17 protein-coding genes, 1 tRNA gene and 1 pseudogene are annotated in these 17,734 nt (G+C 44.6%); 8 read left to right on the forward strand and 11 right to left on the reverse strand.

Annotated features, from left to right (window positions below; translation table 11 throughout):
- Window positions 1-22: 22 nt before the first annotated feature.
- A complete protein-coding gene (locus ACJJIB_RS06535) occupies window positions 23-967 on the reverse strand; it encodes an alpha/beta fold hydrolase (RefSeq protein WP_444888272.1) in 945 nt (314 codons plus the stop codon).
- Between the two features lie 176 nt (window positions 968-1,143).
- Here ACJJIB_RS06535 and ACJJIB_RS06540 point away from each other — a divergent pair, with 176 nt between their 5' ends.
- Window positions 1,144-1,863, forward strand: a complete 720-nt coding sequence (locus ACJJIB_RS06540; protein WP_444888273.1) for a helix-turn-helix transcriptional regulator — start codon at window positions 1,144-1,146, stop codon at window positions 1,861-1,863.
- 451 nt (window positions 1,864-2,314) lie between these two features.
- On the opposite strand, the gene ACJJIB_RS06545 is transcribed toward ACJJIB_RS06540, so the two are convergent.
- The gene (locus ACJJIB_RS06545; protein ID WP_444888274.1) at window positions 2,315-3,343 is read right to left on the reverse strand and encodes a patatin-like phospholipase family protein; all 1,029 of its coding nucleotides are present in this window, start codon (window positions 3,341-3,343) and stop codon (window positions 2,315-2,317) included.
- Between the two features lie 693 nt (window positions 3,344-4,036).
- Window positions 4,037-4,510: an NYN domain-containing protein gene (locus ACJJIB_RS06550; RefSeq protein WP_444888275.1), complete on the reverse strand. Its 474-nt coding sequence runs from the start codon at window positions 4,508-4,510 to the stop codon at window positions 4,037-4,039.
- Window positions 4,511-5,177: 667 nt separating this feature from the next.
- Between ACJJIB_RS06550 and ACJJIB_RS06555 the strand changes: the two genes are divergently transcribed.
- Together ACJJIB_RS06555 and ACJJIB_RS06560 are read left to right on the forward strand one after the other, a co-directional pair.
- The gene (locus ACJJIB_RS06555; RefSeq protein WP_444888276.1) at window positions 5,178-5,405 is read left to right on the forward strand and encodes a hypothetical protein; all 228 of its coding nucleotides are present in this window, start codon (window positions 5,178-5,180) and stop codon (window positions 5,403-5,405) included.
- Window positions 5,406-5,448: 43 nt separating this feature from the next.
- The gene (locus ACJJIB_RS06560) at window positions 5,449-5,706 is read left to right on the forward strand and encodes a hypothetical protein (protein ID WP_444888277.1); all 258 of its coding nucleotides are present in this window, start codon (window positions 5,449-5,451) and stop codon (window positions 5,704-5,706) included.
- A 355-nt stretch (window positions 5,707-6,061) separates the two neighbouring features.
- Here ACJJIB_RS06560 and ACJJIB_RS06565 read toward each other — a convergent pair whose 3' ends face one another.
- Window positions 6,062-6,493, reverse strand: a complete 432-nt coding sequence (locus ACJJIB_RS06565; RefSeq protein ID WP_444888278.1) for a GFA family protein — start codon at window positions 6,491-6,493, stop codon at window positions 6,062-6,064.
- A gap of 355 nt (window positions 6,494-6,848) precedes the next feature.
- Here ACJJIB_RS06565 and ACJJIB_RS06570 point away from each other — a divergent pair, with 355 nt between their 5' ends.
- Window positions 6,849-7,397: a hypothetical protein gene (locus ACJJIB_RS06570; RefSeq protein WP_444888279.1), complete on the forward strand. Its 549-nt coding sequence runs from the start codon at window positions 6,849-6,851 to the stop codon at window positions 7,395-7,397.
- A gap of 30 nt (window positions 7,398-7,427) precedes the next feature.
- Window positions 7,428-7,673, forward strand: a complete 246-nt coding sequence (locus ACJJIB_RS06575; RefSeq protein WP_444888280.1) for a hypothetical protein — start codon at window positions 7,428-7,430, stop codon at window positions 7,671-7,673.
- Window positions 7,674-7,893: 220 nt separating this feature from the next.
- Here the strand turns inward: ACJJIB_RS06575 and ACJJIB_RS06580 are convergent, their stop codons facing one another.
- The 7 genes and pseudogenes from ACJJIB_RS06580 to ACJJIB_RS06610 all read right to left on the reverse strand — a co-directional run bounded on the left by ACJJIB_RS06580 (window position 7,894) and on the right by ACJJIB_RS06610 (window position 13,264).
- On the reverse strand, window positions 7,894-9,417 hold the full coding sequence (locus ACJJIB_RS06580) for an RNA-directed DNA polymerase (RefSeq protein ID WP_444888281.1): 1,524 nt from the start codon (window positions 9,415-9,417) through the stop codon (window positions 7,894-7,896).
- A 239-nt stretch (window positions 9,418-9,656) separates the two neighbouring features.
- Window positions 9,657-10,133: a macro domain-containing protein gene (locus tag ACJJIB_RS06585; protein ID WP_444888282.1), complete on the reverse strand. Its 477-nt coding sequence runs from the start codon at window positions 10,131-10,133 to the stop codon at window positions 9,657-9,659.
- A complete protein-coding gene (locus ACJJIB_RS06590; protein ID WP_444888283.1) occupies window positions 10,130-10,411 on the reverse strand; it encodes a DUF6881 domain-containing protein in 282 nt (93 codons plus the stop codon). The genes ACJJIB_RS06585 and ACJJIB_RS06590 overlap by 4 nt, the downstream gene beginning before the upstream one ends.
- A gap of 13 nt (window positions 10,412-10,424) precedes the next feature.
- Window positions 10,425-10,759 (reverse strand): annotated as a pseudogene (locus ACJJIB_RS06595) (HYD1 signature containing ADP-ribosyltransferase family protein).
- Between the two features lie 110 nt (window positions 10,760-10,869).
- Window positions 10,870-11,790, reverse strand: coding sequence for a hypothetical protein (locus ACJJIB_RS06600; protein ID WP_444888284.1), 921 nt, complete (start codon window positions 11,788-11,790; stop codon window positions 10,870-10,872).
- Window positions 11,791-11,848: 58 nt separating this feature from the next.
- Window positions 11,849-12,853 carry an SET domain-containing protein-lysine N-methyltransferase gene (locus ACJJIB_RS06605; RefSeq protein WP_444888285.1) on the reverse strand — a complete coding sequence of 335 codons (1,005 nt, stop codon included), beginning with the start codon at window positions 12,851-12,853 and terminating at the stop codon, window positions 11,849-11,851.
- 324 nt (window positions 12,854-13,177) lie between these two features.
- Window positions 13,178-13,264 (reverse strand) — tRNA-Leu (locus tag ACJJIB_RS06610).
- A gap of 178 nt (window positions 13,265-13,442) precedes the next feature.
- Between ACJJIB_RS06610 and queA the strand changes: the two genes are divergently transcribed.
- From queA to secD, 3 genes are all read left to right on the forward strand, one after another.
- Window positions 13,443-14,516, forward strand: coding sequence for a tRNA preQ1(34) S-adenosylmethionine ribosyltransferase-isomerase QueA (gene queA, locus ACJJIB_RS06615; protein WP_444888286.1), 1,074 nt, complete (start codon window positions 13,443-13,445; stop codon window positions 14,514-14,516).
- Between the two features lie 14 nt (window positions 14,517-14,530).
- On the forward strand, window positions 14,531-15,649 hold the full coding sequence (tgt, locus tag ACJJIB_RS06620) for a tRNA guanosine(34) transglycosylase Tgt (RefSeq protein ID WP_444888914.1): 1,119 nt from the start codon (window positions 14,531-14,533) through the stop codon (window positions 15,647-15,649).
- 205 nt (window positions 15,650-15,854) lie between these two features.
- The gene (gene secD, locus ACJJIB_RS06625; RefSeq protein WP_444888287.1) at window positions 15,855-17,723 is read left to right on the forward strand and encodes a protein translocase subunit SecD; all 1,869 of its coding nucleotides are present in this window, start codon (window positions 15,855-15,857) and stop codon (window positions 17,721-17,723) included.
- Window positions 17,724-17,734 lie beyond the last annotated feature (11 nt).

The raw sequence follows: 17,734 nt of genomic DNA on the forward strand, positions 1-17,734 counted from the left end.
TTATATCGAATAGCCTTTTACGCTAAGTGGCATCCTGTTTTTCTAACCACTTTAGAATGATCTGATTTGTTTCTTCCGGTTTTTCCTGTTGAATCCAGTGGCCGCAGTTGAGACTGACTATATCAACATTGGGAACGAACTCTTTTAAGTTTGGAGCCTTAGGGATCAAGTCTCGATCGCCGTAAATCATAAGTGCTGGCTTTTGGATGGTTGGCTCTACATCTGCCAAGATCTGCCAATTTCGGTCAAGGTTTCTATACCAATTAATACTGCTCATGAACCCTGTTTTCTCAAATGCGGAAACAAAAACAGCCAGTTCGCTATCACTCATTAAGGGCTCGCCAAGTGGCGCCTCTGCTTTGGCGAGATTGATCATCATCATTCCAGGCTCTGGTGGTGCTGGAGGTACGTTCTTGCGGAATATATTGCGAAGGAATTGTGAAGTATTTGCATCTAACACAGTGTCCGCGATGCCTGGCTGTCGGTTAAAGTGAACAATGTAGTAGTCGCTTCCTAGAAATTCTTCCATAAACTCGACCCACGGCTTTTCCGTGCGAGCCTGGTAGGGTAGGGCCATATTTATAACTTTGTTGACCCGGTTTGGATGTAATAGCGCAAGCCCCCAAACCACCATTGCGCCCCAATCATGGCCGATAAACGTGGCATCTTTGTATCCGTAGTGATCAAGAAGCGCGACGAGGTCACCCGACAAGTTTTCAATGCCATAGTCAGTTATATCGGCAGGACGGGATGAATTGCCATAACCACGCTGGTTTGGAACGATAACGTGGTAGCCGGCTGCGGCAAGTACAGGCAGCTGGTGGCGCCAAGAATAGGCATGCTCTGGCCAGCCGTGACAAAGCACAATTGGTTTTCCCGTATTCTGTTGACCTGCTTCAAAGACTTCTAACTCAACGCCGTTGACTGGAATAAGAGTGGGTTTGGGGAATTCGGTTAGATTAAACAATGTATTTCTCCTTTTTTGAGGCTCAACAATGCCTTATGTGCCGGACAGCCCCTTTTCTTCGACTTGGGGCTACGGATGTGCGTTGCAATTTCAGAACTCCTTTGCTGAAAAGAACAGACATAGGCTAAAATCAAATGGTGCCAAATAATGTCACCATTTAATGATATCCTTACGAAATGAGTGTTCGCCTTCGACAAGACGCCATCGTGCGCAGCCTTCGCCGAAATGGTACTTCTACGATTGCTGACTTAGCAGAAGAGGTCGGTGTATCCAGGCGTACAGTGTTGCGTGATATTAGCGCACTGCGCGATGAGGGCTTTGTTATCCATTCTGACCCTGGTCCTGGGGGCGGCTTGCAATTAGACCCGCACTCGGTCCAAACCACAGCGCGCCTCTCGGTTGCCGAGGTTTTTGCACTCCTTATCAGCGTTGCATCAATGCGTGCGGCCGGGAATTTACCTTTTTCGGGGCTTGCAGATACTGGGCTTGCCAAAATAGAGAAGGCTTTACCACCGGACAAAGTACGTGATTTACGCCGGTTTTTAGAATGCTTATATATCGGTAAGCTTTCACCACACGTAGACGTATCAAATATTCAGGAAATGGAGCCCGCGTTGCTCCCCACTTTCGAGACAGCTTTTCTCCAGCGGTTACAACTAAGCTTCCAATACCGTGATGCAAAGGGATCTGTAACCAGTAGGGTTGTTGAGCCACAGGCGATGCTGATTTTGCCACCTCTATGGTATTTGGTAGCTTGGGATCCCGCACGCAAAGACTTCCGTCATTTTCGAATGGACAGAATCAGTAATCCGGAATACCTTAAGGGCAAAACATTTCGACGCCGACATGTTTTATTCGAAGATAGTGTCTCTCCAATTCAGGATTTACCTCGTTAATCTTCACTAGTTTATAAAGCTGATCTTTAGGTTTTCGTATATCTTCATTATAAGAGGAAAAAAGGTATCTTTCGTCAGAACATTCTCAATAGATCTGAAAGGGGTTTCAATATAAAGTATATTGGCTATTCATATTAAGGTTATATTTTACTCTTAATTGTATATTTTTCCAGCAGTTTTAAACGCTCTAGTTTGAAATTTTGCTGATGAATCTTGTTCATACCTTTTAATTATGATTACAACTCCAGCGATAACTTTGACAGTGATTGTTTTCAAGCTCACGAAAGGTAAGGCTAATATTTAACGATCAAGGATTATTGGTTATCTTTGTTAGATGATTTTGTAAGTTTTATATTAAATAGGATGCCTTATTAATCTACGATTATCTAGCAAAAATCAAAAGATAAATATTTAGTATAAATATAACATTTAAAGTAGCTTGTTTAGACCATCACTTGTGATATGGTATATATTCGTGAGGCTTATTAGGTGTAACTAGTATCTCAGCTATCTCTTCTAATACAGAGTCAAATTCATCAGCATTCTTTTTTCCAGCTTCTTTTAGGTTGTTTAAGTTTTCTGGGGTGGCACTGTCCATTTCTGTTTCTGCGTCGAACAGCAGAGGTTCAATTCTATAATATTGTCTACCTTTTACGGTGGAGGCGATTTTTTCCAGATGATAGTCAGTCATTTGTGAGTTACCATTAAGTGCAATGTCAACTACAGGTCTTGACCATCCCAAAATCCCGTAATCTTTTACCTCTTGATAATAGTATTCTCTAAGTTTTTTACCTGTTCCGAGAGAAACAATTACCATATCTTCAATCCCTCCCACCCCACTAAACTTTATTGCTTCGGAGTAAGCACATAAGGCTGGATCGTTGGCGACCATACCGCCATCCACTAGGACATATTTTGTCTTAAATGGTAGTTGTGGGCGGATACGTGCTGCTTCAAAATATGTTGGTGCAGCGGAACTTCCACGCAGTAGATCTCTTACCAGGAAATCCTCACTTCCCGTTTTTGCGCAATGTTGCCTGAAAATTATTTGTTTGCGACTTTTAATGTCATAGGAAACAAAACAAGTTGGCTTTAATAGCTCGCTCAGTTTTATTTTTTTGAAGTAATATTTCAGAACTCTCTCTAGTTCATGTGCGGAGTATTTTTCATCTTGAAATACCCGCAATAGTTTAAATTTTTGCAAGGGTCTGACTTCAAATATATCATCTCCCTCTTCAAAATAGATATTGGCTACTTCTCGAGCTGAAAATTTAGGTTTTCCTTTCTTGTTAGGACAGATATATGCAGCACCGAGTATGGCACCTGTACTTGTGCCGGCAATGAGATCAAAATAGTCGCCGATCCTGGCATCTGGATTTTTTGATTCTTTTTTTAGTTTTTCCTCAAGAGATACCAGTATCTCGCCAGGCAGTATTCCCCTGATACCCCCTCCATCGATAGATAGGATTCTCATAGTCATTATCGACTCTCCTCTACCCTGACACTTAGAGGTTATCTTTAAAAACATAGCACTTGATTGATCGGTTGTTGTTTTGAAGGGTCAAGCTTTTTATGAGTTCTTATAATTAGTATAAATATCAATATGTTATGGATATTTGTGAGTTAAATAAGTAGTTGTCAAAATGGAAAAATATATAAGCACCCAGACCTTGGGTTGATTATTGGATAGATAGAAAGGTTTAAGTAAGTACAAAATTGACTGATAGGTTCTTTTAAAACTCTCATTGTAAGTCAATTAGGTTTTATGGCTTACTAGCTCGAAAAGCCTGAGCTTTTTAAATTGGGGGAGAACATCTACATATCTGGTCGATTCCATCGATTTTATTCTATCAATGTCTCGGGTGTTGTCATGACGCTGGTAAATAGTAGTTATACTGACTTGTGCATTTGAGAAATCTTTAATAATCAGAAGTGCAGCGGTATATCCTGAGGTTAAACTGTAGAGAGGCTGCCACCCTAAGTCATTAAATAGGGTCTCATAGGTATTTGAATCACTACTGCTGGTAAAAGTGTATAGAGAAGTATCAGCGTCCGCATTAAATTTTCAAGTTAGTACTAAGCTCCTTGCTGATGTTTGGCTATGGAGCTTGTGTTGTCGTCCTATAGATGTATATTAGCCTATAAAAGAGCCGTATACTTAGATAGATGGTTGTTAAAGTAAAAGCTTGTTATCAATTGGAATAAATTTACTTGCCGCGTTGAATAATGTGGCAGCGGTCAACTCTGGTACGCCATATACTTCAACCTTTTTGTCTCTATCTAATCTGAGCTTATGCACAAGAATATCAAAGTCACCATCACCTGAAACTAAAACTATAGTGTCTACTAAGCTTGAATATTCCATCGCATCTATCGTTATCCCCACATCCCAATCACCTTTGGCGGAACCATCGGACCGTTGAGTGAAGGGTTTTAGTTTCACCTCAAAACCGATAGATCTTAAGATATTTTGAAATTGATACTGTTTTCTATCGCCACGGTCGATGGCATAGGCCACGGCTTTTACGACTTTCCTTCCATGAGTTGCTTCAGACCAAAACTTATTATAATCAAAGTTTCGTTTATGGATTTGCCTGCATGTGTAATAAACATTCTGCACGTCAACAAGAATGGCAACCTTTTCCATTTGATAATCCAATGATGTTAAAAGCCTGATACTAAAAATAGCGATATTAAGTGTTATTACTTAAGCGGGTACTTTATGTTGCTCGCCTTTCAATTTCAAGTGACAATTGTTAGTCAATACTAAATTTTGAATGCTCTGGATTATAAAAACAGGATATTAAAAATGACAGCATGTATTGGCAAAGTGATGGTATATAAATTCAATGCTGTGCAAACTGAACGATTGGAATGCCTTCTACCATTAGTGAATAATTTTGCTGATTGATTAATTTGGCGCTATCTACTCAACGATATAAACCAAGATAAGCTAGTGAGCGCTTAAATCGGTTATTCAGGTCGTATTTCAGAAAATCTGTTTCTCTTAATAAGTAGAGTAGCGTTGAATGGAGTTCAGTCTCCCTTGACTACTTGCAATTGGTGCAGGGCTACCTTTCTGAACGACCAACTTTTAGTAATGTTATTTAGCGGTTTTTCGTCGTTTAACAGATCCCAGTTTATTCCGCGACTCATTCAGACCTCAAAAATCTTCAAGACCCCACTTTGTGATAACAGATTGATTTTTAGCCTATTCAGGGCTCATTAAGGGTGTTGAGTCCATTGTGGGTTGACAAAGCAGGATCACCATATCTTATACTGTATGTATGTACAGTAGTTTGATAAGGGTAGTCATGGGAACCAGAAGCATCATTTTCGACGGAGAGCCTGTCCGGATTTGCCGGTATCGCTCGGATTATGACAACCGAGCAATGTATGCTATCTGTATGCTGAATTATACGAAGTATGTGCGCAGCTTTTCAGTTTCTGTAGGTGTAAATCTGCGCAAGGAGTTGGATCTGACATTGACGCAGATGCGGGAGGTCGAGCGCAGTATGGATTGGCTGGCAGCCCCTGTATGAGGATGTAAGGGCTTAAGCAGTTTTATCGATAAGGAGATAGATCATGGGAAAAAAGATCAATCGATTCGCAATTTTTGCAGAACGAATTCATTTGATGAATGGCGGTGCAAAAAGTTTTAGGGATTCTGCACCCACAGAAGAAGCCGCCATGGATCTGGCAGAAGAAATTGCTAAGTCTGAAAAAGCGGTGTTTTATTCTTGGCTGCAAATTCTCGATATTATGACTGGTAACTATACCGAGTATTCAATCAAGACCGGTGGGGTGTTGGAGGAAAGAGAGTGTCCGGACAGTAAAAACTGAATAGCTAATGAATGGCACCCTCTGGTTTCAGTCAAGTTCGATAAAAGTGAAGAGGACATCATAGAAGAAGGCATCATAGAAGGGAGCCTTAACTGTTGCGAGAGCGGCCAGGAAAATTCTTTCCCGAGAGGCTGTTTTTCTGTTAAAAGGCTATTAGCTATGTTGTTTTTCACTGTTCCAATTTTAATTTTAGCTGTCACTAAAGTCGATATTTCCACTTAGGTGACAGCTCACTTGCTATTTAAATTGATTATTTTCGGTCAGATAGGGGTTGAGCCTATGACCGAAAGATTAATTTTATATTTCTTTTCTTCGTTTAGACCTGTGGTTTTCTCTCAGTCAAAAAAATAATGATTTATTTGTAGTCATTGACAAGCTGCCCATTTGATGATCCCTTGAATTGAGGATGTTCATCATCAATTTCGTAAAAATCAGATTTTTCGCCGGTGAAAATATGCCCCATAGTTTTCAACCCAGTTGGGCCATCTAGTGATCCTGCAATAATTCCAGTAGCATCGAGATTAAATGGTTCCCAGAATAGGCTTGAGCCACATTGCTGGCAGAAACCTCTGCGGGCTACTTCTGATGTTTTATACCACGCCAGCCCGTCATCTTTTGTTATCTTAATATTGACCTTTCGAGCCTTTGTGTGAGGGCCGAAACTTCCATGTAGCTTTTGACACATACTACAATGACAGTTAACTACGTTGCGTAGTGGCCCTTTAACTTCGTACCGTACAGCTCCACACAAGCAACCACCGGAAGTAATTGTATTCTTACTATTCATATAATGAGCCTAATGCTACTAAAGCTTAGTTAAAATGAGAGTTTAAATTAAATATGCCTTTTTATTGTCTTCAAGATGATTTGTTTGAATTGTAAATGCTGATCACACAACGTGATGTAAACATAAATGTTGGTAGCTTGGCTAGTTATTTATCCGTCCTATGTCGATATAAATTACGAGATGGTAGAGGTTTTTAATTTGATTGCTTGCCTGTTTTTTGTAACGCTATCGCTGCACTATGCAGGCAATGGCTGATGAGCTATTTGTTCGTACAGTGTTATCGCATGGGGTAGGGCTCCCAGCGCTCGACCGTGAAGATTTACTTTGGCAGTAATGCGACTCTGTACGGCAAAAGGTGGACGCCAGCGCAGAGTGGAGCCGGGAAACACACGGGGATATTCGCGAAAAATCATTACGAAGGATTACAGAGGCCGCAGAAATTCAATCGAGCTGCGACAGTGAATACCGACAGGTACGGGAACATTCCGTAGAAGAGGTGGCCGGCGTAAAAATAATTGAAGCCCTTGGAACTTTACGTTTCTTATCTGCTGGCGGCCTGAACTTATCCGCGCTGGATAATCTAAATATTACAAGCGGTAGTGATATTAATATTTCCGGGGGACGCGACTTAAAAGAACAGATCGGAAATATTCGCGAATCTGTGGCCAAGGTCCGCCAAACCATCAAAGTAAAAGATGGCGGAAAGGTTTGGTTAGGCAGTGAATCTTTAAATGTGCTGAAGGTATTAGAAGATTTAATTGGCGTAGTGTCTGCCCTAGCCGCCACCCTCGCGACTCACTCGCATCCAGGGAATGGACAGAAGCCAACGCAAGAGGCGGCAATTAATGGGCACAAGAGCAGTGCGGATAGTTTGAAATCTCAGCTTAGCGCGGTTCGGGCTTAAGCTGGTTGTACACTTAAAAGGAGAGAAGTTATGAAGAATAGAGTAAACAGGTATGCCATTTTCGCAGAACGGGTTCACTTGATGAATGGTGGCGCAAAGAGTTTCAGAGGTTCTGCACCTACAGAAGAAACGGCAATGGAGCTAGCGAAAGAGATTGCGAAGTCTAAGAAAGCGGCGTTTTATTCTTGGTTGCAGATTTTGGATATTTTGACAGGTAAGTTTACTGAGTACTCGATTGGCAGGGGCGGGATGTTGGTGGAAAGGGGGTGTAGATAGTTTGGAAAATCAATTTTGGAGCCCGCTCAGCTGTCTGACTCAAATTCGAATAACCCGTGGTTAATTTCAAGGTGATAAATATGCACTTTAGTTTTTGTATGGCTTAACACACTAGAAGTGGCGTTAAATTAGGGACTAAAATTAGCGAAACCCAAGAATTTTAAGTCCTTTTAATTAGTTTGCTGTCAATCTCAGCGCGTCACTATAAATTACTTTCATGCTATCCCCCGGAATCTGTACCGTATGGAAATAACACCACTTCATCCTCTTTGATTTCTGAATCAAGTTTCGCAAGAATTTCACGGTTGATAATTGAGGTTGAAAGGCAGTTATTTTTGAAAGTACCGTTATCGATCCAGTTGTACTCCCAAATTTCTATACCTGGGACACCTGCAGTAATACTGCATAATGGCTCATCGTACTCCATATCAGGTTGAATTGAATAGGAAATACGTTGCATCCAGATATCCAATACCCCCGTACCAAGAATAGAGTTGAGCTTGTTTCTAATTTTTTTTAGTAGTTCTATCTTCTCATTTATGTCGTCAATAAATTTTAGGGCTTTGCTTAATGTAAGCGCGCATGATGCGAAAGTTCGGGGATTATTAACCATAATATCGGTGATTATGCTAATAATTATTCTGGGGTTTTCTTTCAGTGTTTTCTTTTTATCTAGCCTCCTGCTTAGTTTGGCAAGTTGCTTCAGAATCTGGCCCGAGTTGGGAAATTTTCGAGAAAACAATACTATTTTTAATAGTGAATTTTGAATGGTCGCTTCCCTCTGACTTTTGTCAAATAGAGAGAGCGCTTCAAGCTTGTCTTCCTTAATAGAGCCAATAATAAGATCTTCACTTGAAGTCGTTTTTGAAGCATTAAGTTGTAAGCCCAAATCCTGAAGGGTTAATGCGATTTGCTGTGCAATTGTGTCGTTGTCTTCTTTGGTGTTTGTGAAAACTCGGTAATCATCTCGGTATCTTATTATGTGGTAGTCTTCGATACCTAATGCATTTAACCTTTTCGACAATTCACTATCAGTATACCCTAATATTAACTCGGCAATAAAATCCATTAAGACAGAGCCTTGAGGGATTCCATTAGTTTGGCCGTTTTGCATATGTTGAATAGCTTTGTCGATGGAAACTCCAATGAAGTCATAATTGTGTCTATTCTCAGGTTTTTTTGCTACTTCTTTTTTATGGATTGCCCACGATATTGAATGTGTGTAGATTGAGGGGTAAAAATTTGCTACGTCTGTATGAAATACATATTTAAAATCTAATGATTTCTCAATGGATGACTGCTCAACCTCATTCCACCATCCTTTAACAGACTCTGCAGCGTTAGAAGAATTATCGTCACTAGCTTCACGAGGTAAACTAGCTGCACATATTTTTTCATTTTCCCTAAATTCTTCGAATCTTTGCTTAATTAAAGTCCAGTTTTCATTTGTTGTTATCATCGATGCGAGGTGAACATATAAAGCAGGATGGATCAACTGGAATGGCCGCCATGCATAGTGACCATCTTTATTAGTTTGAAGGATATAATTAACTCTATCAAACTTTGATGCTTTTTTTAAGCCTATATCACTTAGTCCGTTCTGAATTCCACTTAATCCATCTTTGACCACTTCTAAAATTGGTTGAAAATCAAAGTATGGTGGAAGAGAAAAGTTGCAATAGCTTTCATGTTTAAGAAAAAAACTGCGAGCCTCTTCCGCTGACATTGTTGTTATGAGTTTCATTTTTGTTGGGAGTCCATAGTAAATAATTATTGTGCTGAGGGGTTGCTAGTGTCCTGAGTGAGCGTGCTTATGCTGGTTGTTGTTCTATGTTAGCTTAACGATAAGCCCAAATTGCTAAATATAGTTCTCGAAATGGGGTTAGCTGGATAAGGTTGAATTTTTCTATATATAAGAGCGTGCTGGAAGTTCTGTAATTAGAGTAAATATGATAAGTTAAAATCCTTTGAAAAATTTATGGCTCATTCTAAGTCATAAACAAACACCTCTACTCCTTTCGATATAAGGGTGGTAAGGATGATCATTTCTATTTCTTCCCATAGGCCACCTGCAAGTCCACATCCAATTCTAGGCATGTGAACAGATGCCGATTTTTCAAGTGCAAAGTCTGCGACAAGTGAGAGCCCCTCCCGAATTGAATCGTAGCGAACTGGTGCGGGAGCTGTTTTGTTTCTGGGCGAGCGAACACCATGTTGGCCGATGATGTTTGCGACAGTTAGAGTTTCAGTTACTGCAACGAACTGAACATCACCAAGTTGTGGTTTTGTATTACCATTAAACCAAGCTTTGTATTGGTGTTCAGGTTCTTTCCACCTTTTGCTAATCGCCAATACAAATCCACGCCCCCATTTCCCCAAGTCATTGCATACATGGGTAATGATAGCGTGCCCCTCAGTGCAAGGGGCGGTGGCATCACCTTTTAAATAATTTATGCTCACTTTTCTGTGGCTTCCTTCCATTTGGCTTCAAATTGCTGAGGTGTAATGGTTTTTATATCAAACTCGGTCTGATTGGCAATTTCAGCAAAAGGTGGTACAGCTGCAATACCGAGTTTTGTTGTTTTTGATGAGGCTTTTGGGGAGGCAAAGCCTAGCGATCCATCTTTGAATACTTCTACTTTTCGTGTCTCAAAGCGATCGCTGTTGAGTTCGCTGTAGAATTCTACCGGGTAGTCACTTGGACTATTGTGCCACTTGGAATAAATATAGAAAGGCATGATTTACCTCGCTTTAATTTTTGCCGTGACCTATTAGGTGTTCAGTAATATCCAGTGGTTCTGAGTTGGGTATAAGGTGCACATGCTTTCTTCCGTAGATTACACTCAAACCTTTCACATTAATGTTGATGTGATGTGTAAACCTGTGATCCGCCCAAGGAATGTTAAAAATATCATGGAAAGCTGTCCAGGTCGCTTTGTGCCGGCAGTTATGTCGCTCAGGTACTGTCCGTCTCCAAAGCGCGCATCCTTAGGGTTGTTTGCTTTAAGGGAGGGGAGGATTGATTTGCTAGCAAGAATTCCTGAATAACCAGTTTCATTCGTGTAGTGATAGAGAATTCGATCCATGGTAAATCCTTTTAATGGGCAGTATAATAATTACAATTTAATTATTTTGATGGTAGCTTTTTTTGTTGTTGCTGTATTTTATTAAGTTATCTGTTTATATGTATGTTGTGTTATTCATTAGGCACATAGATATCACCTTTGTTTCTTGAGGATCCTGAAATTCTATAATTCTTACCTGATAGGGCTATTCCCCATAGTGCTCCAATATTCTTTGTTTCACTAGGTGAGTAATCTTCATCAATGGGGTAGGATTTAGGGTTCCCTCGTCTTTTAAGCCAAACGTGGCTATAGCCTAGAAAAGCAAGTAAAGGAACTATAAGTCCAAGCCCAAGTAATCTTTTTAGGTTGTCAGGGATGGATTCAGGATTATTGACTAGGGTTGCAAAGGAGTATTCATTAAACAACCACCAAGCCCCGTATATAAGTGATGCTGGGCTTAAGACTAGAATTAGTAACAACCAGCCTACGATCAACCGCTCTGACCAGCTGACTCTGCTGTCATCAATTGAAATGTTGAAATCATTGTTTTGCCCGTACACTCGCCCTGAGGCGCTTACTTTTATGTTTGGGTTTTCTTTGATGAAAAATCCCATCTCTGACCATTCACCTGGATTGATGCATTCGAAGTCAATACCATACTTGTTTTCATCCTTTTTATGGGTGTTGAGGCCGATTTTATCGCTCCCTCGAAAAATAATAGGGTCGCCAAGAATTTGTGTGTCGTCTGAAAAGTTGATTTCAAGAGGGTGTTCTCTGCTTATGTCTTTTTTCTCGATATGTTGCTTGCCTTTGTTCCATATGCGAACATTAATCAGGTAAACGTTATCTATTTTATGGCCATCTAAATCACTAATTGTAAAAGGGCAGGAACTTGCAGACTCTACAATTATTCTGCGACCAGTGGTTTCAATTGTCAGCCCTCTTTTTTTTTCGGTTTGTTTGGCGACAATGAAATTGGCTAGGTATCCTATCGCACCTCCAGATGCCAATAAAATGATATCTTTGATAGAAATCAATTTTAATAATTCCATACTTTAGGTCTTTTTTATGGTTTCAATTGGATGATGAGGGAGTTGCCTTGAGTAGATTTTAAATATTTAGTTTCTCAATGTTTTCCTCCTCAAACCAGTTGTGGTTTTCTGGGATCTCTCCGTTGTTTTCTTGTCGATAATGAATTGTAAGTTGCTCTCCTTTGATTATGTCTCGCCGGGCCCTAAATTTTAAAGTTTTATCGTTATTGTTTGCTAGATAAATGACATTTGGCTGTTCGCTGTGATTGTATAAGCTTCCAAAGCCTAGGGCGATGGCTGGCCCAGATGTAGTGTTGGTCATTAAATCCCATCTAAAAACCCTGTTCTGAAATTCCTTGGGTAGTTCAGGATGTTCTTTGCTTAAGATAAATACTGGGGTTTCTTCAATTTCTTCCCCCTCGGAAAAAGAGCGCCCAGAAAAAACTCCACGCCCAATTTTTTCACCGGCAAAAGATATGTATATGTTGGGGTAAGATATCTTATCCATTTTTTTTGTCCTTTTTGTCGTTTTATTTTGAGATATAAGAATTAAATTATAAAATTGTGACCTTATCTGAAAGGGACGGTCTCTGATGCTTAGTGTTGATTTTTGTGGAGAATCAAGTGGTTTGCGCTCTTTATTTAGAGTAATGGAAGAATCAATAACAGTGAGGGTTAGATATTTTTGGAGGGAAGGGTTACATAGCTGTGAATCTATCACAGCTTCATCAGTGATACTGGCAGTAGCTACGGTGAGATATTTTTTTAATAATAGATATTCTTCACTATTCCATAGGCACTTCGCGTTTATCTTTTCTTCATTTTCTAAGGAGTTGATTGCGAAATCTTGCTTCAGGTTGGCATCAGTTAATTCGACTTCATATTTACGAGTGGGGGATTCACCAACTACGATCAGGATATCTTTATCGATATCTCTAACCTCCATAATCTTGAGTTGGTCTGCTTCTACTTCTATTAAGTTGGCTACCGTTGGATAGGTTTCATTTCCTTTCATTGTGTCCCTGCAGCCAGATAAAGCAATCAAGCAAGCTGCAGAACACAAACTCGCCTTTAAAGCTCGCATAATCAGTTCCTTCTGATCTCTATAATGTTAATTGTGCAGTAAAAAAGGGCGCCGGTCACTCCTCCCCACGCCTGCCGATTTAGAGCGCCCCTTTAGATGATGAAATAGAGATTGGGCTCATGTCTTGAGCTGGCGTAGGTTCAAGCTGAGATGGGACTTTCACAGAATGAACGCTTTGGAAGGCTTTTGAAGTGGGTCAATCTAGGCTCAAAAAATTTCTGTGTGGACACTAAGGTTGTTTTGAGCGCCATTCCTTAAAAATAGGGAGAGGTAAGCCAGAATTAAAAAACCCGCGAAAGCTTACGCTATCGCGGGTTTGAGAGATGGTACCAGAGGCCGGACTCGAACCGGCACGCTTTTAAGGGCGGGGGATTTTGAATCCCCTGTGTCTACCAATTTCACCACTCTGGCACTTTCGCTGTTCGACCTTGGGGTCGGTGCGAAGAGGGCGTGATTATAGCAATGCTTTGGTCTGGGTCAACCAGTGATTTCAATAACTTAGCGCATTTTCTGTCGTCCCAGTTAACAGCTCCTAAAATTTCCTATAACCTTCGCGACCTCTCCATAGTTTCTAGATTTCCAGGATTCCATGCAGCGTCAGGACTTTGACTTTCATCTGCCCGATGAGCTGATCGCCCGCGCGCCTACTGAAGAGCGCCGTGGCAGCCGTCTTTTGTGTCTGGATGGGCCCAGTGGGGCCATTGCACATCGGCAGTTCCCAGATATTCTCGACCAGGTACAGGCAGGTGACCTGATAGTCTTTAACGATACCCGGGTGATCCCGGCGCGTTTGTTCGCGCAAAAGGAGACCGGCGGTAAGTTGGAAATCCTGGTGGAGCGGGTGCTCAACGAGACGGATATCTGGGCCCACGTGCGCTCCAGTAAGTCGCCTAAGCCCGGTTCCACGATCGTCCTTGAAGACGGTACCCGTATAGAGGTGACCGGCCGCAAGGATGCACTGTTTGAATTGTCCTTCCCCAAAGAAGAGGGTGTGCTGGCGATTCTGGATCGCCTCGGCCATATGCCGCTGCCTCCTTATATTGATCGTGAAGACGATGCCAGCGATCGGGAGCGCTACCAAACCGTATACGGCCGCAATGCCGGTGCAGTGGCCGCGCCTACTGCGGGGCTGCACTTTGATGATGAAATGATCGGTGCGCTGCGGGATAAAGGTGTCGAGGTTGTCTTCGTTACCCTGCATGTGGGTGCGGGTACTTTCCAGCCGGTGCGCGTAGACAATATTTACGAGCACCAGATGCACAGCGAAGTGCTGGATGTCTCCCAGGAAGTGGTGGATGCGGTAACCGCTTGCCGCGCGCGCAATGGCAGCGTGATTGCGGTGGGTACCACCAGCGTGCGCGCGCTGGAAAGTGCGGCGCGCAGTGGCCAGTTACAGGCCACCGTGGGAGAGACAGATATCTTTATTTATCCCGGTTATGAATTCCAGGTTGTGGATAAGTTGGTCACCAACTTCCATCTACCAGAATCCACCTTATTGATGCTGGTGAGCGCCTTTGCCGGGTACCAGCATACGATGGCCGCCTATAAGGCCGCAGTTGAGGAGCGTTACCGCTTCTTTAGTTACGGCGATGCCATGTTTATTACCCGCGATCCCAATGCCAAAAAAGAAGAAGTCGCACCAGCGAAAGGAGATACCCAGTGAGCCGCGAATGTTTTATGCAGTTTGAAGTGGATACCACTGATGGCAAGGCCCGTCGCGGTCGCTTGCGCTTCCCTCGCGGCGTGGTGGAAACCCCGGCGTTTATGCCGGTGGGCACTTATGGCACCGTGAAAGGCATGTTGCCGAGGGATATCGAAGGGATCGGTGCACAGATTATTCTGGGCAACACCTTCCACCTGATGCTGCGCCCGGGTACCGAAGTGGTTAAAGCCCACGGCGATCTGCACGATTTTACCCAGTGGTCCGGACCGATCCTCACCGACTCCGGCGGTTTCCAGGTATTTAGCCTGGGCGAACTGCGCAAGATTACGGAGGAGGGGGTTTCTTTCCGTTCGCCTATTGATGGCAGCCCGGTATTCCTGGACCCGGAAGAATCCATGCGCGTTCAGCGGGACCTGGGTTCCGATATCGTCATGATCTTCGATGAGTGCACCCCTTATCCGGCCACTACCGATGAAGCGCGTAAATCTATGGAGTTGTCCCTGCGTTGGGCGGAGCGCTCCAAGAAGGCTCACGGCGATAGCCCATCGGCGCTGTTCGGTATTGTGCAGGGTGGTATGTACCCGGAGTTGCGCGATGTGTCCCTGCGCGGCCTGTCCGAGATTGGTTTCGATGGCTATGCCATTGGGGGCCTGTCTGTGGGTGAGCCGAAAGAGGAGATGATCAAGGTCTTGGATCACCTGGCGCACAAGATGCCGGAAGATAAGCCGCGCTACCTGATGGGCGTGGGCAAGCCGGAAGATATTGTCGAAGCGGTTCGCCGCGGTGTGGATATGTTTGACTGCGTCATGCCCACGCGCAATGCGCGCAACGGCCACCTGTTTACCTTCGAAGGTGTGGTGAAAATCCGCAACGCCAAGCACCGCCACGATACGGGCCCCTTGGAGGAAGAGTGCGATTGCTACACCTGTGAGAATTTCTCCCGCGCTTACCTGCATCACCTGGATCGCTGTGGTGAAATTCTCGGTGCGCAGCTGAATACGATTCATAATTTGCGCCACTACCAGCGCCTGATGCAAAAGCTGCGCGACGCCATTGCCGCCAACGAGTTGGAGGCGTATGTCGCGGAGTTCTACCGCGGTCTGGATCGTGAGGTGCCGCCGCTGCAGGCCTAACCCTGTCGCACTTTTATCCTATCTGGGGCGCAGTCGATCGCACGATTGTGCCCCTGTCATTTGTCCGTTCATTCGATCCCCGTATAATCGCTCCCACTTTTGTCGGCGGCTGTGCACCTTGCAATTTGTGTACTGCGCCCACATATCCAGGCAGATTGCCAAGATTTACCGGCCCTCGGGGTCACACTAGAACAATGAGAACAGCATGAATCGCTACCCGATCTGGAAGTACTTTCTGATTCTCGCGGTTGTGGCCTTCGGCCTGATCTACGCCGCGCCCAACCTCTACAAGCCGGACCCTGCGGTGCAGATTTCCGGGCAGTCCAGTGCCATGGAGATGGACGAGAACGTCCTCACCAAGGCGCGCAAAGCCCTGGATGAGGCGGGTATCCCCCACTTCGGTGGTGAGGTTGGTGACAAGGCGATTTTGATTCGCCTCGAGTCCATCGACCAGCAGCTACCTGCCAAGCGCGCGATTCAGGAGGCTCTGGGGCACAGCGACTATGTGGTTGCTCTAAACCTGGCATCGACTACCCCCCAGTGGCTCAGTGATATCGGCGCCAGCCCGATGAAGCTGGGTCTCGACCTGGCCGGTGGTGTGCACTTCCTGATGGAGGTGGATACCAACACCATCGTAAAAACCAATATGGAAGGCTATGTGCAGGATGTGAAAACCAAACTGCGCGCGGCCAAGGCCCGTTACCGTAGCGTTAACCTGATCGACGATCGCGAGATTGTGGCGCGCTTCCGCAACGAGGAGCTGCGCAGTCTGGCCCTTTCCACCATGCGTAAGGAATTCCCGCAGTTGCAACTGCGCGAGACCGGCAGTGGCGAGAACCTGGAAATCCGGGCCACCTTGTCCGAGCAAGAGATCAAACAGCTTGAAGATTATGCGGTTTCCCAGAACCTCACCACCCTGCGCAACCGGGTGAATGAGCTGGGTGTGGCCGAGCCGATCGTACAGCGCCAGGGGCGCAACCGTATTGTGGTGGAGCTGCCCGGTGTTCAAGACACCGCCGAAGCCAAGCGGATTATCGGTAAGACCGCCAACCTGGAATACCGTATGGAGGCCCGCCCCGATGAGCTGGTCACCAACAAGGAGTACTTCGAGTACCGCAGCGAGCGCCAACAGCAGATGTACGGCGGCGCCTGGCTGGAGCGCAAGATCATCATCAAGGGTGACAGCGTAACCAATGCGCGTGTCGGCTACGATGAGAGCGGTCTTCCCCAGGTGAATATCACCCTGGATTCCCGTGGTGGTGAGCTGATGCATCGTGCCACCTGGAAGAATGTCGGCCGCCGAATGGGCACCCTGTTTATCGAGACCCGTTTTACCCCGCAGACCAAAACGGATGCCGAGGGCAATGAGATTGTCGAGCAGGTTAGAACCGAAGATAAAAAGATTATCAGCCTGGCCACCGTGCAGAGCGCCCTGGGCAAACAGTTCCGTGTAACCGGACTGGACAGCCCGGCAGAAGCCCAGGAACTGGCCCTGCTGCTGCGCGCCGGTGCGCTGGCGGCTCCCATGTACTTTGTGGAAGAGCGTGTGATCGGCCCGTCCTTGGGTGCGGATAACATCAAGGTGGGTGTGCAGTCGGTACAGATCGGTCTGCTCGCAGTCATTATTTGTATGCTGATCTCCTACCGGGTATTTGGCCTCGCCGCCAATATTGCCCTGGCGGTCAATATGATTCTGCTGGTGGCGGTGATGTCGATTCTCGGCGCCACCCTGACGCTACCCGGTATCGCCGGTATCGTATTGACCGTGGGTATGGCGGTGGATGCCAACGTGCTGATCTTCTCGCGAATACGGGAGGAGCTCAGGAATGGGATGCCTCCCCAAACGGCGATTAGTGCCGGTTTCGATAACGCCTACAGCACCATTGTGGATGCGAATATCACTACCCTGATTGTGGCGGTGATCCTCTACGCTATCGGCTCCGGCCCAGTACAGGGCTTCGCGGTGACCCTGTCTATCGGTATTCTCACCTCTATGTTTAGTGCCATCATGGGCACACGCGCAATCATCAATTTGTTCTACGGCGGCCGCCGTGTACAGAAACTCTGGATTTAAGGAGGCTGGCC

The sequence above is a fragment of the Microbulbifer mixtoriginis (SeqCode) genome (assembly GCF_052467705.1).

What these genes read in the sequence shown, in the direction of transcription:
- ACJJIB_RS06540 (WP_444888273.1), top strand. Translation starts at nt 1,144, where the DNA reads ATGAGTGTTCGCCTTCGACAAGACGCCATCGTGCGCAGCCTTCGCCGA.
- ACJJIB_RS06545 (WP_444888274.1), bottom strand. Translation starts at nt 3,343, where the DNA reads ATGACTATGAGAATCCTATCTATCGATGGAGGGGGTATCAGGGGAATA.
- ACJJIB_RS06550 (WP_444888275.1), bottom strand. Translation starts at nt 4,510, where the DNA reads ATGGAAAAGGTTGCCATTCTTGTTGACGTGCAGAATGTTTATTACACA.
- ACJJIB_RS06555 (WP_444888276.1), top strand. Translation starts at nt 5,178, where the DNA reads ATGGGAACCAGAAGCATCATTTTCGACGGAGAGCCTGTCCGGATTTGC.
- ACJJIB_RS06560 (WP_444888277.1), top strand. Translation starts at nt 5,449, where the DNA reads ATGGGAAAAAAGATCAATCGATTCGCAATTTTTGCAGAACGAATTCAT.
- ACJJIB_RS06565 (WP_444888278.1), bottom strand. Translation starts at nt 6,493, where the DNA reads ATGAATAGTAAGAATACAATTACTTCCGGTGGTTGCTTGTGTGGAGCT.
- ACJJIB_RS06575 (WP_444888280.1), top strand. Translation starts at nt 7,428, where the DNA reads ATGAAGAATAGAGTAAACAGGTATGCCATTTTCGCAGAACGGGTTCAC.
- ACJJIB_RS06580 (WP_444888281.1), bottom strand. Translation starts at nt 9,417, where the DNA reads ATGAAACTCATAACAACAATGTCAGCGGAAGAGGCTCGCAGTTTTTTT.
- ACJJIB_RS06590 (WP_444888283.1), bottom strand. Translation starts at nt 10,411, where the DNA reads ATGCCTTTCTATATTTATTCCAAGTGGCACAATAGTCCAAGTGACTAC.
- ACJJIB_RS06600 (WP_444888284.1), bottom strand. Translation starts at nt 11,790, where the DNA reads ATGGAATTATTAAAATTGATTTCTATCAAAGATATCATTTTATTGGCA.
- ACJJIB_RS06605 (WP_444888285.1), bottom strand. Translation starts at nt 12,853, where the DNA reads ATGCGAGCTTTAAAGGCGAGTTTGTGTTCTGCAGCTTGCTTGATTGCT.
- queA (WP_444888286.1), top strand. Translation starts at nt 13,443, where the DNA reads ATGCAGCGTCAGGACTTTGACTTTCATCTGCCCGATGAGCTGATCGCC.
- tgt (WP_444888914.1), top strand. Translation starts at nt 14,531, where the DNA reads ATGCAGTTTGAAGTGGATACCACTGATGGCAAGGCCCGTCGCGGTCGC.
- secD (WP_444888287.1), top strand. Translation starts at nt 15,855, where the DNA reads ATGAATCGCTACCCGATCTGGAAGTACTTTCTGATTCTCGCGGTTGTG.